This is a genomic window from Streptomyces sp. RLB3-17 (genome assembly GCF_007113425.2).
Classification (GTDB): Bacteria; Actinomycetota; Actinomycetes; order Streptomycetales; family Streptomycetaceae; genus Streptomyces; species Streptomyces mirabilis_D.
In genome coordinates this window covers 99,417-114,602 of sequence record NZ_CP041610.2, presented here as the reverse complement: position 1 = coordinate 114,602, position 15,186 = coordinate 99,417, and the positions used below count along the sequence as shown (strand labels likewise).

Here is a 15,186-nt window from a genome sequence, read left to right as displayed (position 1 = left end):
ACAGGGAGACCCACCAGGAGGAGCCCGTGAGCGCCCAGCCCGAGCACACGCCCGTTCCGCCGTACGCCCCCGCCCCAGGAGCTCCGGCCGAACTGCTCGTGCAGCTGCGCGCCGACCGCCGTGCCGACCGCTGGGTGCCGGCTTTCGAGCAGGAGTGGGCGGCCGCACTCGAGGAGTCCCGCCGGACGTGCTCCCTCACCACGCTGTACGAGGTCGTCCAGGGCTGGCAAGCCCGCGTCGCCTCCGCCCCGGTGGTCGACGCGTTTCTCGCCTCCGGCAAGGACGACACTGAGTTCGTCGACCTGGAGGAGATCCGGAGCAGGCGCCGGTGACCGGTCAGCCGTACGCGGTCCGACTGTCCCCGCCCGCCGCGAAGGTGCTCGCCGCACTGCCCGAGCACGCAGAGCAGATGGTCTGGGACGTCCTGGACGCCGCGGCCGGGAACCCGTCGGGCTTCCCACAACAGAACGCCGGCGACCCCGAGGACGTGCGCATCGCATCCGTCGGCCAGCTGTCCGTCATCTTCTTCGCGAACCGCGCGCGGAGGCACCTGTCCGTCCTGGACATCGTCTGGCTCGGGTAGCCACCCGTGACAACGCCCCGCCCCCTGCATTCGAACTGCCGGGTTGGGGCCGATTCGCATCGTAGCCACGGCCCTATCCACCGGTTGCCACCCTGGCGGCAACGTGTATCTCTGGCCAGGGGCTCACCAGTTGCCGCGGGGACGTTCGGCACCGAGCTGGATCTCGCGCTGGCATTCGCGGCAGTCGGGCAAGCCGCTCACGCGCCGGCTTTCCCCCTCCGCCCAGGTGAAGCCGCACAGCGACGTGAGCCGGTCCTCTTCGTCATCGGAGGGGGTATGGGAGCCGTAGCCCGAAACGTTCCACGTGGCCGCCGTCCCGCCGTCGTAGGGTGTGCCCTCCGGCCACTCGTACACGGATTCGGTGGCGGTGCAGCGCATCCGGAGGTCAGGGCCCTCCCAACGGGCACCCTGCCGCGCCTCAGCGGCCGCGTCGACCGCGTCTGCCAGTCGCTCGAAGGACAGGTCGTAGTCCTTCATGTGCTTCCAGCTGCCAGGACCCTGGTCGCGGACCAGCGAACGGAACAGCAGCAGTCGCGCCAAGTCATGCTGCACGACCCGGACGGTGTTGCTCTTGGGGTCCTAGCCGTACGGGATTTCGGTGCCAGTCTTCTTGGGCATCGCACTTCTCCTCGTCTACGCACGCTGGTGGGCTGAGCGTGCCCGGAAGGAGCGGCACGAGTGAAACTCGCGACTGCACATACAGCAGCAGGCAGACTCTGTTGTCTTTCTACGCTCCCGATCTCTGTACCGCTGTCTCCTCAGGTGTGGCCGGCATTCGGACAGGGGAGAACCTCATCGCCCCCTTGCTTGAGGCGAGTTGGCCGAAAAGGCAGAGAGCCAGGTCGAGTGAAGGGTGACCACATGCCGAAGCGCGGTCTTGCCCCAACGAAGGTGTGCGTCTGCCCTGAGTGCGGTGCCACGACGAAGGCGAGTCTGCGCAATGGCCACCTCTATGAACACTCGGCGCCAGGGCGCCCTGGCATCTGCCCGAAGTCTGGGGAAGTGGTCCTGACCGGACCGGAGTTGGAGAACAGTTACGAGTGTGCGTGCGGCACTTGGGTCCGGATCACTCACAAGGGCACTCTTGCCCAGCACTCCATGCCGGAGGGGGAGCGGTGCCCCTTGTCCGGAGAGCCGATAGTGGCTCGTGCCGCTCCCCGTCCCGTCGTGGATGGCCTGCTGCGCATGGTGCCCGCCGCGCCGGCCCAAGGGTGGGCGAAGCCGGTCACCAGCAGCGGTGGCTCCAGCGTGTACGCAATCCTGGCTGGCCTGCCCGGCCACGGGCGACGTCGCCGCTAACCACCCAGCAGCACATTGTGGCACCGCACAGGCATCATGCGGCCCAACAGGCGGTGCTCGCGCTCATCACCGGGGACAGGGGGCGCAGGATGACGGCGGACAGTGTGGCGACGAGCGAAGACGACGTGCAGGCGGTGCGCCAGTGGGTGCGGCTCTCGTGCACCGATCCGGGCACCCTTTTGCCCGCCCTGGCCGAGATCGCGGGGGAGCTCCGGTCTGTCCGCGCCCGTGGTGCGGTCCGCGCTGAAGCAGCTCGCCGCCGCGGGATGATGACCCTCCACGAGGGCTACCGGCTCTACAGCGTCGGCACGACGACTCCGACCGAGCGCACCTACCGGCTGATGCGGACCGCGATCCGCCAGAGCTACGAGCCCGGCGAGCGGTTCATGACCCGCTTCGATCGTCCAGACCTTCGACATCGGCACCAAGGAAGCCGCGGCCGCGGTGCGCCAGATGGTGGCCGAAGGGCTGCTGACGGGCCGCGCGGGAAGCGGCTGCAGAGCAGTCCGCAGGACGCACCCATTGCCAGGAGACCAAGAAGGCCTGTCCCAGTGCCTGCCCCCAGTTCGCCAGGACCGGCGGGCGGTTCAGCCGTGCAAGTCCTCGGGCAGTTTGAAGGGGCTCGGCCGGATCCCGGCCGAGCCCCTTCGGCATCTGTTGAACCGTGCCCCTGTGGCCGCCGGTTACGAGATGTCCACCCGGTCTGCCTCGGCCGGTGCTCCCGTCGGGGCACGCAGAGCCGGTCGCCGCGAGGGCGGCAGCAAGGTGCCCGCCAGCGTTGCGGCGACGCCGAAACCGGCGGCCACCGCCATTGCCGGTCCGAAGCCGTCACTGAAGGCCGCGGCGGAGGTGTAGCCACCGGTGGCGGCGAAGACGGCGGCGGTGATCGCGACACCGAAGGCTCCGCCGAGCTGGCGCATCGTGCTGTAGGCGCCGGAGGCCTTGCCGATGTCGGCGGGTGCGCTGGTGCTGACCACCGCTTTGGTGACGGCGGGGATCGCCAGGGCGAAGCCGATGCCCGCGAGGCTCAGCGGGATGACCTGGGGCCTGTACGAGAGGTGCGGGGCGGCGATCAGAGCGATCCAAGCCGTGCCGATGGTTTGCAGGGCGAGGCCGGCGACGACGAGAGAGCGTTCGCCCCAGCGGTCGGCCAGTGCTCCGGTGCGCGAGGCGAGCAGGACCACGAAGGTGCCCCACGGGAGCAGCCGCAGACCGGCGCCCAACGGGCCCTGCCCCAAGGTGACTTGCTGATACTGAGCGATGAAGAATACCGAGGCGGACATCGAGCCGCTGAGCAGGAACATCACTGCATTGCCCGCCGAGAACGCCCGGGAGTGGAACAGCCGCAGCGGCAGCATCGGCGTACGGGCCCGGGACTGCCACACCAGGAAGACAACGACCAGGACCGTTCCCCCGGCCAGTGCGCCCGTCACCTCCACGCTGCCCCAGCCCGCCGCATCCGCCTGGACCAGGCCCCAGACGAGCCCGAATGCGGCCAGGGTGAAGAGCAGCAGGCCCGGGAAGTCCATCGCCGTGCCCTGGCCGAAGCCCTCCTTGATCCGGGCGAGCACGAACGGGATCGCAGCCAGGCCGACCGGCACGTTCAGCCAGAAGATCCACTGCCAGGCCAGTCCCTCGGTGATCACGCCGCCCAGGACCGGGCCCAGCAGCACAGCAAGGCCGGTGACGCTGCCGTAGATGCCGAGCGCCCAGCCGCGCCGCTCGGGCGGGAACGCGGCGTTCAGCAGGGCCAGGGCGAGCGGCATGACGGTTGCCGCGCCGATGCCCTGGACGGCGCGCGCCGCGATCAAGGTGCCGGTACTGGGGGCCAGCGCGCATGCGGCCGACGCCACGGCGAACAGGGTGAGCCCGGCGACGAACACCCGCCTGCGGCCGAAGCGGTCGCCGAGCGACGACGCGGTCATCAGCAGGGCCGCGAAACTGAGGGTGTACGCATTGATCGTCCACTCCAGGTCCTCGATCGACGCATGCAGGTCACGCTGGATCGCGGTCAGCGCCGTGGCCACCACCAGCAGATCGAGGACGACCACGAACGAACCCACCGACGCCAGCGCGAGCGTCCACCGCTGCGCCGCCGTGACGGACCTTTTGTTGCTGTTCACTGGTGCTCCCGTCGCCGTGTGTCTGCAGCCGTGCTGTCGGTGGTGGAGACACGGGGTGGTCCGGAAACTGGGCGGCGAACGGTCGCGGATTCTGCGATCGGCTGTGGACTCCGCGGACGGTCGGGATTCGGCGACCAGTTTCGGCCGTCGTGGGTGTCATTACTGTCGACGGACCCGAACTGCCCAAACAGTCGACGAACCGGAGCCTGGGAGGCGACGTAATGCCGAGCGAGGAGACGCCGATGCCGATGCCCATGTCGACGCTCACGCTGGAGCGGGCGCGGGCGGGCGACGGGCAGGCCTTCCGTGAGCTCACCGAGCCCTACCGGCGCGAGCTACAGGTGCACTGTTATCGCATCCTCGGCTCGGTGCAGGACGCCGAGGACCTGCTACAGGAGACCCTGCTCGCTGCCTGGCGCGGGCTCGACGGGTTCGAGGAGCGGTCATCGCTGCGCTCCTGGCTGTACCGGATCGCGACCAACCGCTGCCTGAACGCACTGCGGGACGGCAGCCGCCGGCCCGGCGAAGGCTGGGCGTACCGCTTGGAGGTTCCGTTGCCCGAACCCACCCGCCGCGGCGACCCCAGCTGGCTGGAGCCCTATCCGGACGTGCTGCTCGCCGGACTCCCGGACGCCGCGCCCGGACCGGAGGCCCATTACGAGACCAAGGAGGCGGTCTCTCTAGCGTTCCTCGTCGCGCTGCAGCACCTGCCGCCACGGCAGCGGGCGGTACTGGTCCTACGGGACGTGCTCGGTTTCCGCGCGGCCGAGGTCGCCGGAATGCTCGACACCAGCGTCGACTCGGTCACCAGCGCCCTGAAACGAGCCCGCGCCACGCTCGCGACCCGGCTGCCCGCGGACGCCCACGCCGAGGCGGAGCTGCCGTACTCACCCCGCGAGCGCAAGCTCGTTGACGATTTCTCCGTCGCCTTCGAACGCGCCGACGTCGACGCGATCCTCGCCCTGCTCACCGATGACGCGTGGCTGACGATGCCGCCGCTGCCGTACGAGTACCAGGGTCTGGATGCCATCGGCCACTTCCTGAGGACGGTGGCGCTGCGCGACGGCCGCCGCTTCCGGCTGGTGCCCACGCACGCCAACGGCCAGCCCGCGTACGGCCTATATCTCGTCGATCCGAGGACACCGATCGCGCACGCCCACGGCCTGGTCGTCCTCACCCTGTCCGGCCAACGCATCTCGGCGCTGACCCGCTTCGTCGACAACGGCCTGCTCCCCCGCTTCGGACTGCCCCACTCGCTACGCGCCACCGGTGCCTAGTCGGATTGCTTATCGACGGCGTGCCGTGGAGGCATCCGAAAGGTTGACTGATCTGCGACTGTGACCGTCTGCACAGCAGAAGAGGGCGGCTCACGAACCCACATGGCTCGGGCTTCGGGCCGTTCGACCAGCCTGCCGTGTTCGAATCGGGCTTCGGCTCAGACCGGGCGACCATGTGGGGGCGTTCACAGTCCGCCAGCGGGGCTCGGCGAAAAAATCAGGTTTGAGCGCGGTCGTCAGCGTTTAATGCGTCTGCGGATAGCGAGGGCGGGGAGGGTGAGGTTCCAGGAAGCGGGAGGCCATCTCGATGCCAGCTCGAGCAACTCCCGCACCTTTCTTCCGTTCCTGAGAGGTTGTTGTCTTTCCGGGCTTGAGGACTGCGTTCTCGCTGGTCAGGCATAGGGTCGGCGATCTCGTGGCAGTGGTGACGTGTCTTGTCGTTGCTTTGGTGGAGGTCGAGGATGCCGTCGGTCGTGGGACTGCTGGAACAGCGTGAGCTCACCGCTCGCCGTTGTGTCGACGATCTGCGGGAGGAGGTCGACCGCCTCCAGGCGGAGCTGGCCGTGGCTGAGCGGTAGTGGAACGAGTGCGTCATCGCCCGCTCACGCGTTGGCGAGGTACTGGCCCCGGGCAACGACGCCGTCGTCGGCCCCGCTGCCTCCGAGGGTCTGCCGGCTCCCGGTGTGCAACCGGCGCGGCCCGAACCGGCGGAGGCGGCGAAGCCGAAAACAGTGGTGCCGGTGTGGCGCGCGGGGCTGGCCTGGTCGGCGCTGTCGGTGGACTACCAGCGCATCCTGCAGGCCCTCAGCGACCGTAACCGACTCGGTCAAGGAGCGTTGACATGCCAGGAGATGGCCGCCTGCTTCGGCCTGGACCCCGTACCGGGAAAGGTGGAGGCACTGCGATCGAAGGCCAAGCGGCTGACGGCGCGCGGCTGGCTGATCGAGCCGGCACCTGGCCGATTCACGCTCGCGAAGGGCGTGGCCGGGCCACGCGGCGGGTCATGAGCATCGTCATCGACCAGTAGACCATCGCCTCCGCGCTGGCGATGGAACGCTCGAAGTCGCGCGCGAGACGGCGACTTCGCATCAAGTGGGCGAAGAACCGCTCGACGATCCACCGCTTGGGCAGCACGACGAAGCCGCGCATGTCGTCGCTGCGTTTGACGATGGCGAGGACCAGGGCGAGGGCCGCGAGGCAGTACTCGACGAGGCTGCCGGTGGATCCGCCGTCGGCCCAGACCAGGGCCAGCGGGTGGTGCGCGGCAGTGACCTGGGTGAGCAGGACCTGGGCCGCGGCGCGGTCGCCCACATCCGCTGCGGTGACCATCACCGCGAGCAGCTGGCCAAGGGTGTCGACCACGACGTGCCGCTTGCGCCCGTTGATCAGCTTGCCGCCGTCGAAGCCGCGGCTGTCAGAGCCGACGACCGCGTCCGCTTTGACCTACTGCGAGTCGATCACGCCCGCGCCCGGCTCCGAGTCCCGCCCGGCCCGCTCGCGGACCAGGCGGCGGAGCCGGTCGTGGAACTCGCGGACCAGATCGTGGTTGCGCCAGCGCCGGAAGAACGCGTAGACCCGGTCCCACGGTGGGAAGTCGGCAGGCATGGCCCGCCATTTCGTGCCGTTGTCGACCAGGTAGCGGATCGCGTCCAGCATCGCGCGGTGGCAATAAGCCTCCGGTTGCCCGCCCCGGCCCCGCAGCCAGCCCGGCACCGGCAGCAGTGGCCGGACCACCGCCCACTCGGCGTCCGACATGTCGGTGGGATACCGACGCTCGCGCGCCCCGTGGTCTCAGGCGTTCCCGAACCTGTGAGCCAGACAGTCACACGCGAGAGTGGCCGAAGTGGACCCCACTCCCGCGTTGCCGTAGAAATGCGACAACAGGGCCTCCTGGACCGCACGTTGGCTTCGACACCCTTCGAGCTACCAAGAGGCCCTGCTCTCATGCACGGCAGCCGCCGCAGTCACCCGATCGACTGACTTCTCGACGAGATCGGGACGACGGCAGTCGCGTCGCTTCTCGTGATCGCTGGGACGGACAAATTCGCACTGCCCTCCAGGTAGACGGTCGGCTTGGTGACGCCCCGAGGCCGCCTCGCGGGTTTGAGCCCGGTGTCGCGACTGACGAACCTGGCGAAGAGTCGTGTCCTACCGGCTCGAGGCGCGGCCAACCGCCCCCGCTACGTCCTACTTCTCCTCCGGCTCCCAGGCGCGGAGCAGGTCGAGCAGCCCTGCGTCTCCGTCAACGTGCAAGGAGTCGGCCTGGATCCGGTCGTACAGGTAGAGGACCAGCTCACTGGCCGTGCCGTGGACGGAGGCGCCGGCTGCGTCCGAGTCCTCGCCGGTCGCGGCGGTGGGCGCGGGGATGCGGGTGGTGCGTGCGCCGTCGCCGTCGACGGTGAGGCGCCAGGAGCGGCCCTCGGCGGCGTGGAAGTCGAAGGCCGTGGGCTTGTGCGGCCAGGGACTCGGCGTTGCGCAGACGGTGAACAGGAACTCCTCCACACCGTCGAGTGCCAGCTCGACCGGCAGCGGCTGCGGGGCGCCCCCGGCGAGCTGGGCGTCGTAGGTGTGCACCGCGGTCTCTTGGACCCGGTGCCGGGCGGTGCCGCCGGCGGTCTGCGGTGACTGCGACGCGGGCCACCACGTCCAGCAACCGCTCTCCGGTCCCGCCGCGCGCAGGGCGCCCAGCAGTAGCTGCGTCGACGCGTCCAGCCAGGCCAGCAGGGCCTCACGCTCCTGCGGCACTTCCAGCGCGGCGCGCGCGGCGACGGCCTCGGCCGGGGGCGCGTCGGCGGGCCCCGCGCCGACGATGGCGGCCCAGAAGCGGTCTCCCCCGCCCAGGTGCTTCACCAGATCGAACAGCGTCCACCCAGGGCAGGTCGGCACCTGTGCGTCGAGACTGGGCGCGGCGGCGACCACGGCGCGGAAGGCGGCCGACCGTTCATCGATCAGTCGCAACAGGTCGGGGAACTCAAGATTCTCTTCCACGCCGGATGTCTATCACCGTGCTCCGGTGATCGGACAGCGATTTTCACAGTCACCGCCGGTTGGCCATTGCGGACGTCCTCGCCTCCCACCGCTCGGGTGACAGCTGCGCACTGCTGCGAGGACGCTGGTGGTGGCGGTACGCCAGGTGTCGTGCCTCTGGGCGCTCTGGCCTCGCCGCGCGGCCTGGCACCTCGGCGACGTGACGTCCACCCGGTGCGCGCGGTCATGCTGCCGCTCGATGTGATGGACGCGGAGGTCACGACGGCGGGGGAGGACCGGTCGGGTTGGGAGTTCAGGTGACTCCCGTTCGACCAGCACTCCTTGCGCCACTCCGGGCAGAGGCCGGTCTCCGCAAGTGCCCCTGAGCCACCGAAGCAACTCATAGCCGGGGTCTCCGTTACAGAGGCTGGTCGCGAGCTCTTTGTCGGCCGCTCAGTCGCTTCAGTCGCTTGGGTCGCTGCAGGGTCGGACGAAGGCAGCGACTGAAGGCGCAGCTACCCAGCGACTGTCCGGTCGCTGCTCACCTGATGTACGAATGTGCAGGTCAGAGCAGTGATCAAGAGTTCACAGCGACCGAAGCGACTCAAGGTCGGGGTATATGAAGACGTTCCCGTGTGTGCGTGTGCGTTACATATAGGGAGCTTGAGTCGCTTCAGTCGCTGCTCTGAGTCTTGCGTAGTGTCTGACCTGCAGTTTTCTGCGAACGGGAGTGACAGCAACTGAATGCCTCTGGGTCGCTGCCTTCTGTGCTGGGTCGCTCCACTTGCCTACCGGTCGCATCATCGACACGGCCTCGGGGTTCCTTCGCACGTGCTCCACGTCCTCACGGGTTACGTTCGCTAGGCCGCGTCCGTCGTTGAGTCGCTTCGGTCGCTGATAGGGGGTGCGCATGCCTGCTGACCTGCGCACTTCTAGCAGCGACTCACGGCAGCCCGCCCCCGAGTCTTCAGTCGCTGCCTCCCTGGCCACCGCCAGCTGGTGCGCGCGCCGCGGCTGGCCCGTGCACCCCCCTGGCCGCCGGCCGCAAGACCCCGGCCGCCAACTGCACCCAGTGCCGCACGACTCCGCACCCGCCCGCCGAGTGCCCGTGCCTGCCCGCAGGACGCTGGTGCCACGGATTCCACGCCGCCACCCTCGACCAGCGCCATATCACCCGGTGGTGGGGCGCCCACCCGGAGTTCGGCGTCGGCGTCGCCTGCGGCCCGGCCGGCCTGGTTGTCATCGACATCGACGCCCACCTCACCCAGCCGCCCACCCGGGACCGGATCCTGCCCGGTATCCCGATCGGCGACGACATCGATCTCACCGGCCTGGCCAACGGCTTCCACGCCCTTGCCGTCCTGGCTGCTCTGCGCGGCCAGCGCAGTCCCGCGGAAGACGACACCACGCTGCGCGTCCGTACCCCTCGGGCGGCCTGCACGTCTGGTACCGGGCAGCGGACAACCGGCGCTGGCGCTGCTCCGCAGGCTCCAGCCAGGGCACCGCGCTGGCCTGGCAGGTCGACGTCCGCGCGCACGGCGGCTACATCAAGCTGATGCATCAGATGTACGTTACGTGATCATGCCTCTACAGGGGAGATCCGTGAGCTCGCCGACGACCAAGGCCACCGCGATCGCCTCCATGTTCACCACCGCCCTCGGCGCACCCCGGGATCAAGAGGCTCCGGAAGCCGTCCGCATTGAGGAGAGCGACGCCACGCTACGCATCTCCGCTCCGGTGCCGCCCACGCTCAGCGAAGCGGTCCGCCTCGCCGTAATCGCCTTTCTCCTCGACACGGGCGTTCGGTTCGGCCACGACGTCCCGCGCGACGGCCCCTCCGTCATCTGGGCTGAGATCGAGAAGGCTGGCCGCGGGGGAAGGGCGCCATGACCCAGCCCCGGGCGCGAGCATCCGCCCCTGCCCCGTCGGCCTCAGTACGCCGCATGATCGCCCCGAACGCTCTGGAGCTGACGGCATGACCAACCCGACCCCCACCACCGCCGGACCGCCGGCACCGACCGTGGGTGCCGCCCAGGCCGGCGCCGACGTCGCGCTCTACACGACCAGCGTCAAATCCCGGGTCGCCGCCGTCACCCTGGCCGCCCTGGCGGAGTTCACCACCCGGCAGGGCTGGACCGTCGTGCACCAGGCCTACGGCCTCACCCCTCTCCACGTCCCGGCCCGCCTCCGCACCGGCTGGCGCACCGTCGCCCAACTCCTGGACAGGGGGCGGGCGGCAGGCCTGGTCGTGCCCGCCGAACACGAGATAGCCCGCAACCCGAGCGAGCAGAACGCCCTGCGCGCATGGCTGCTGCGCGTCCCCGCCTTCGCCGTCTACCCTCACGCCCGACACCACGGACCCACGCCCCCGCCCACCGGTACAACCCCACCCCCGGGACCTGGCGCACCCGTCGACCGGGCCTGGTGCCGGCCCTACGCCCTGACCCCGGCGAGCCTGCGCGGCCTCCGGGACGCCGCACGCATGTACCTGACCGTGCTGAGGTGGCCCGGAGATATCGCCACGGCAGTCGAGGTGCTGTCGCGGCTCGCGCACAACGCCGTCATCCACGCCGGCCTGACACCGAGTCGGAAGCGGACGGGGAGATGACCGTGCGCCTGGCGGTGGCCGAGGACAAGGTGCTCCTCGTCGACGTGGAAGACCCCCGCCCGGAGTTCCCTGACAGCAAGGTCGCCATCGAGGGCGAGAAGGGCCGCGGCCTGATGTATGTACGCCTCCTGTCCGCGCAGGTCACCTGGTTCCTCCCGAGGACACCCTCCCCAAGACTGTCCAGGCACGGCTGCTGTCGGACGCATCGATGTGACTCTCGCCGCCGAGCCACACCCCTTCCCCCAGAGGGCAGACCCGACGTCCGGGCTCATGTGTTCGATAAGGGCGTTCCATTTGCACCGGATGGCGGGTAAAGGTCGCGTTCCGCGAGGATCTTGCACGGAGGTGTCCGGGATGAAGAACACTGCGCCCGCCCGCCGGGGCCGTCCCCCGGGCCCCCGGACCGCCGAGGGGGAGCTGACGAGCCGCCAGTCGGCCATCGTCCGGTACATCAGGGAGTCGGTCGCCCGGCAGGGCTACCCGCCGTCGATGCGGGAGATCGGCAAGGCCGTGGAGCTCGCCAGTACGTCCTCGGTCGCCCACCAGCTGATGGCCCTCGAGCGCAAAGGCGTCCTCTGCCGCGACCCGCACCGTCCCCGCGCCTACCGGGTGCGGCCTTCCTGGGCACCTGACCTGGCTAGCAGGAGCGAGGGGCCGGTCGACGTGCCGCTCGTCGGACGGATCGCCGCCGGCGCGCCGTTGCTCGCCGAGGAGATGGTCGAGGACGTCTACGCGATGCCCCGCCAGATCGTGGGCGACGGCGACCTGTTCGCCCTGACCGTGGTCGGCGACTCCATGATCGACGCAGCGATCTGCGACGGCGACATCGTCACCGTGCGGAAGATGGACAGCGCCGACCACGGCGACATCGTCGCTTGCCGATGCCGAGTTCGACGATCCAGTCCGGCTCCGGAGGCCGGTTCTTCTGGCCGTGTTCCTGTTCGGCTTCCCGCTCCTGAAGGACGGCGATCTTGGTGTCGATGCGCTGCAGCCACATGGCGTGCACACCCGCATTCTGAGGAATCAGGTTTGTCAAGCGTGGCAGCGGCTTCAGTAGAGATTTGCCGCATGCCGTTGTAACGATTACTGTTACGATGAAGTTGAAGGGTCGAGGGAGGTGAGGTCCGAGGTGAGCGCCAACAGCAGGCTGACCATCGCGGCGCATGCCCTCACGTGGATAGGGCTGTATCAGCGTCGCGGTCACGAGGTCGCCACCTCCGAGCAGATCGCGACGAGCGTCAACACCAATCCGGTGGTGATCCGTCGCCTCCTGGCCGAGCTGCGCAAGGCCGGCCTCGTTGACTCGCGGCGAGGTACAGGAGCGGGCTGGATGCTCGCCCGGGACCTGGCGGCGATCACCCTGCTCGACGTCCATGAGGCGATCGGCGCCGGGCCGATTTTCGCTCTGCACCGCTCGACGCCTGACCCCGAGTGCGTCGTGGGCCACGGCATAGGACCGGCGCTGACCTCTGTCTACGACGAGATCGAGGCCGTCCTCCGTAGGGAGTTGGCGAGAACCACACTGGAGGACGTCCTGCGGGACGTACTCAAGACCGCCTAGCCCACCCCTGGTCTCGGTGGTGGCACGTTTCTGCGCCCGTCAATGTAACAAAAATGGTTACCTCGAAGATTCGGAGAACCCCATGGCAACAGATACCCAGACCTCACGGGCAGTGGCCGAGCAGTTCGTGGAGCGCCTTGGTGGGCAGGACCAGGACGGCATCCAGGAACTGTTCGCGGCAGACATCGACTGGTACGTCCCCGGCAACGATGAACTGCCCTGGACCGGCCGTCGTACCCACCGGGAGGAAGTCGCGCCGTACTTCACCACGATGTGGCCGCACTTCGTACCCGGCAAGAGCAAGGTCGTGCTGGAGCGGGTCATCGTCGACGGCGGTGACGTGATGCTGCTGGGGGTCTTCACGCACACCGTCGCGTCCACCGGCAAGGAGTTCACCACCCCGTCGGCCATGCACCTGGCGGTCGAAGACGGCGAGATCGTCCGCATGCACCTCTACGAGGACACGCTGAGCGTCGACCAGGCGTTCAACACCGACTGAGAGCGAAAAGGGTTCATGGGTGTCTCCCGCAACCCGCCCCAGGCAACACCAGACACGGGGTGTACGTCGGCCTGATGTTGCCGGCCGCATACTTCGCCGCCGGACCCATCGCCTCGTTGACGGCTCCCCTACGGGGTGCGTCGCCTGCGCGTTTCATAGGTGATCGTCGGCGTCTCGCCGGACCTCGACGGTCGGCAGCAGCTGACGCGGGGTGGGGCCGGATGGTGTGGGGACGCTCGCAAGGCGTTCCAGGAGCCGGTTGAGTGCGGCGGGGCCATCGTTGACAGCTGCCGGTTCCTCGTCGGACATGCACATCACTTGGCCCGGCCGGTATCCGCACGCCCCCGGGACGGCACCCACCATCAGCGTCTCCTCCGGAGCGACACCCAGTTCACGGCGTGGGCATCGCCACCGACGAGGCGGCCCTGCGCCGGGTGGAACGGGACGTGGCCCTGTCCACGGGGTTTCTACGAAATGGCGTGGGCGTTTGTCATACCGGTGGTCTAAGGTCACGCTGTTCGTCACCGCTGGGGGCGTGGCCGCGAGACCGGCTTGCCAGCTGCGGGGCTCCGGCAGCAGATGCGGAGGAGACGGACAGAAGCCGCCGGCCGGCGGTCAGCGTGGTGCGGCCCGGGGCTGGAGTCCCACCTGGTCCGTTCCGTGAGTCTGCGTAAAGCCCTTCAAGCGTAAGGACGTTGATGAGACGTAATTCCCTCACCGGTTTAGCCGCAGTGTTCGTCTCGGCTGCGGGTCTGGCCGCATCGCTGCTGGGCGCCGCCCCAGCCGGTGCTGTTGCTGTTTCCGGCCAGCCGGTGATCACTCTTGACACGCCGACACCGGCGGCCTTGCCGGCTGCTCCTGCCACGGAAGGTGTGTACTTCGACTTCCATACCAAGACCAAGAACCTGACGGCACACGATGTCACTCTGACCGTGGACGCCCGGGGACTGTCGAAGATCGCCAAGGTGGCGTTCTCGAGCAACTGCACCGCCCATGGCCTGGTCGCCACATGCTCGGAGTCGTTCGAGTCCGGTTCCAACCCGAACATCGGCCTCGGATCCATGACCCAGTTGACCCTGACCGCGCTCAGGGGCATCCGGCTGGGCGCCACGGGAACGTACAAGATCACCGGCCGGTCCGCGCATGCGCAGATCACAGGCGGCACGGGATCAGTCACCGTGGGAGGGCCGTCCTTCGGCCTCGACCACCTCGCCGACCACACCAACCTGAAGGTCGGCAGCAACGTCGCCGAACCGGTCCGCTTCACCAACGTGGGCAACCGTCCGGCCCGCGGCGTGCAGACCGTCCTGGCCGCCTCACCCGGCCTGGACTTCGCCGACCACTACTCCAACTGCAAGTACGGGTTCAACGGCGCGATCCACTTCGCGGAGTGCTACCCCAAGGGCGCCATCAACATCGGCGAGACGGCCGCCCTGGCCGCCCCGGTCCGTCTGCACGTGGGCTCCACCGCCCTCAACACCTCCCTCGACGCGCTCACCGCGCCTCTCGGGCAGCCGGGCTGGCCGGACGGCCAGGGCATCAAGTGGACATGGGGCAAAGGGTCCGCGCCCGCGCTCAAGCTGAAGGTGAGCAAGGCGGGCCGGCGGTCCTCGGCCCCGGCGGGCTCCGTCTCCCTGCCGCAGACGGGCAGCGTCACCGACTACTGGATCGCTTCCCTCAGGGCCCGCAACACGGCCGACTTCGCCGTCTCCGGCGCGAGTGCCCAAGCCGATGCGGGCAAGAACGCGACTCTCGCCTTCCACCTGAGGGCCAACGGTCCGGCGACCCTGTACGACCGCAGCGGCGGTGAAGGAGTGCCCACCGCCTGGGTGACGCTCCCGCCCGGCACCACAGCCGTCGGCCATTCGGCCAACTGCGCCCCGTGGCAGGAGAACAACCCGACAGCCGAGGCGAAGGGACCGTACGTCTGCAGCCTGCCGGGCATCATCGTGCCCAAGGGACAGGTCACCAACTTCTCCTTGACCGTCCGGGTCGACGACGTGGTCACGCACGCCAAGGGCGGCGTCCAACTGGTCTGGGGCCCGGACCCGGCCGACTCCCACCGGCCCGCTTTCGATCCGGACAGCCGCAACGACTCCGCCGTCCTCACCATGAACTGAGCCACGGCCCACGGGCCATGCCGGGCTGCTTCACCCCGTCATGGCCGAACGACCCCTGTGGGAGCTGGGGAAGCTGCCCGACTGTCCCCAGAGCCGCCGCATAGGTCACCTGGGCCTGTCGAACCGAACACCCGGGTCGGGGGCAGCAA

At 69.1% G+C, this 15,186-nt stretch carries 14 protein-coding genes and 3 pseudogenes; 12 read left to right on the top strand and 5 right to left on the bottom strand.

Annotation, left to right across the window (positions count from 1 at the left end; translation table 11 throughout):
- Window positions 1–26: 26 nt before the first annotated feature.
- The gene (locus FNV62_RS00580; protein WP_143651895.1) at window positions 27–332 is read left to right on the top strand and encodes a DUF6247 family protein; all 306 of its coding nucleotides are present in this window, start codon (window positions 27–29) and stop codon (window positions 330–332) included.
- Window positions 329–583 carry a type II toxin-antitoxin system RelE family toxin gene (locus FNV62_RS00575; protein WP_144079294.1) on the top strand — a complete coding sequence of 85 codons (255 nt, stop codon included), beginning with the start codon at window positions 329–331 and terminating at the stop codon, window positions 581–583. The genes FNV62_RS00580 and FNV62_RS00575 overlap by 4 nt, the downstream gene beginning before the upstream one ends.
- A gap of 123 nt (window positions 584–706) precedes the next feature.
- Here FNV62_RS00575 and FNV62_RS00570 read toward each other — a convergent pair whose 3' ends face one another.
- Together FNV62_RS00570 and FNV62_RS00565 are read right to left on the bottom strand one after the other, a co-directional pair.
- Entirely contained in the window at window positions 707–1,135 is a 429-nt protein-coding gene (locus tag FNV62_RS00570; protein WP_225900068.1) for a hypothetical protein, read from the bottom strand.
- A 1,430-nt stretch (window positions 1,136–2,565) separates the two neighbouring features.
- Window positions 2,566–4,005: an MFS transporter gene (locus tag FNV62_RS00565; protein WP_144079293.1), complete on the bottom strand. Its 1,440-nt coding sequence runs from the start codon at window positions 4,003–4,005 to the stop codon at window positions 2,566–2,568.
- Window positions 4,006–4,247: 242 nt separating this feature from the next.
- Between FNV62_RS00565 and FNV62_RS00560 the strand changes: the two genes are divergently transcribed.
- Both FNV62_RS00560 and FNV62_RS00555 read left to right on the top strand, forming a co-directional pair.
- The gene (locus tag FNV62_RS00560) at window positions 4,248–5,282 is read left to right on the top strand and encodes a sigma-70 family RNA polymerase sigma factor (protein ID WP_225900067.1); all 1,035 of its coding nucleotides are present in this window, start codon (window positions 4,248–4,250) and stop codon (window positions 5,280–5,282) included.
- A 461-nt stretch (window positions 5,283–5,743) separates the two neighbouring features.
- A pseudogene (locus tag FNV62_RS00555) lies at window positions 5,744–6,289 on the top strand (hypothetical protein).
- Here the strand turns inward: FNV62_RS00555 and FNV62_RS55075 are convergent.
- The 3 genes and pseudogenes from FNV62_RS55075 to FNV62_RS00545 form a co-directional block, all read right to left on the bottom strand.
- Window positions 6,246–6,683 (bottom strand): annotated as a pseudogene (locus FNV62_RS55075) (transposase); the annotation flags it as partial. The pseudogenes FNV62_RS00555 and FNV62_RS55075 overlap by 44 nt on opposite strands.
- Before the next feature lie 42 nt (window positions 6,684–6,725).
- On the bottom strand, window positions 6,726–7,037 hold the full coding sequence (locus FNV62_RS55070; protein WP_225900066.1) for a transposase: 312 nt from the start codon (window positions 7,035–7,037) through the stop codon (window positions 6,726–6,728).
- Between the two features lie 432 nt (window positions 7,038–7,469).
- On the bottom strand, window positions 7,470–8,270 hold the full coding sequence (locus tag FNV62_RS00545; RefSeq protein ID WP_144079292.1) for a maleylpyruvate isomerase family mycothiol-dependent enzyme: 801 nt from the start codon (window positions 8,268–8,270) through the stop codon (window positions 7,470–7,472).
- 150 nt (window positions 8,271–8,420) lie between these two features.
- Here FNV62_RS00545 and FNV62_RS00540 point away from each other — a divergent pair, with 150 nt between their 5' ends.
- The 8 genes and pseudogenes from FNV62_RS00540 (at window position 8,421) to FNV62_RS00505 (ending at window position 15,037) form a co-directional block, all read left to right on the top strand.
- Complete coding sequence (locus FNV62_RS00540) at window positions 8,421–8,570, top strand: hypothetical protein (protein ID WP_164331437.1); 150 nt, start codon at window positions 8,421–8,423, stop codon at window positions 8,568–8,570.
- A gap of 589 nt (window positions 8,571–9,159) precedes the next feature.
- Window positions 9,160–9,798: pseudogene (locus FNV62_RS00535) on the top strand (bifunctional DNA primase/polymerase); the annotation flags it as partial.
- A 53-nt stretch (window positions 9,799–9,851) separates the two neighbouring features.
- Window positions 9,852–10,139 carry a hypothetical protein gene (locus tag FNV62_RS00530; RefSeq protein WP_144079291.1) on the top strand — a complete coding sequence of 96 codons (288 nt, stop codon included), beginning with the start codon at window positions 9,852–9,854 and terminating at the stop codon, window positions 10,137–10,139.
- A gap of 85 nt (window positions 10,140–10,224) precedes the next feature.
- The gene (locus FNV62_RS00525; RefSeq protein WP_144079290.1) at window positions 10,225–10,857 is read left to right on the top strand and encodes a hypothetical protein; all 633 of its coding nucleotides are present in this window, start codon (window positions 10,225–10,227) and stop codon (window positions 10,855–10,857) included.
- A 303-nt stretch (window positions 10,858–11,160) separates the two neighbouring features.
- Window positions 11,161–11,937 (top strand): transcriptional repressor LexA, encoded by a 777-nt coding sequence (lexA, locus tag FNV62_RS00520; protein WP_399221737.1) that lies wholly within the window; start codon window positions 11,161–11,163, stop codon window positions 11,935–11,937.
- A 49-nt stretch (window positions 11,938–11,986) separates the two neighbouring features.
- Entirely contained in the window at window positions 11,987–12,418 is a 432-nt protein-coding gene (locus FNV62_RS00515) for an Rrf2 family transcriptional regulator (RefSeq protein ID WP_143611824.1), read from the top strand.
- Between the two features lie 82 nt (window positions 12,419–12,500).
- Window positions 12,501–12,917 (top strand): nuclear transport factor 2 family protein, encoded by a 417-nt coding sequence (locus FNV62_RS00510; protein ID WP_143611823.1) that lies wholly within the window; start codon window positions 12,501–12,503, stop codon window positions 12,915–12,917.
- A gap of 845 nt (window positions 12,918–13,762) precedes the next feature.
- Window positions 13,763–15,037 carry a hypothetical protein gene (locus FNV62_RS00505; protein WP_143611822.1) on the top strand — a complete coding sequence of 425 codons (1,275 nt, stop codon included), beginning with the start codon at window positions 13,763–13,765 and terminating at the stop codon, window positions 15,035–15,037.
- The last annotated feature ends 149 nt before the right edge of the window (window positions 15,038–15,186 follow it).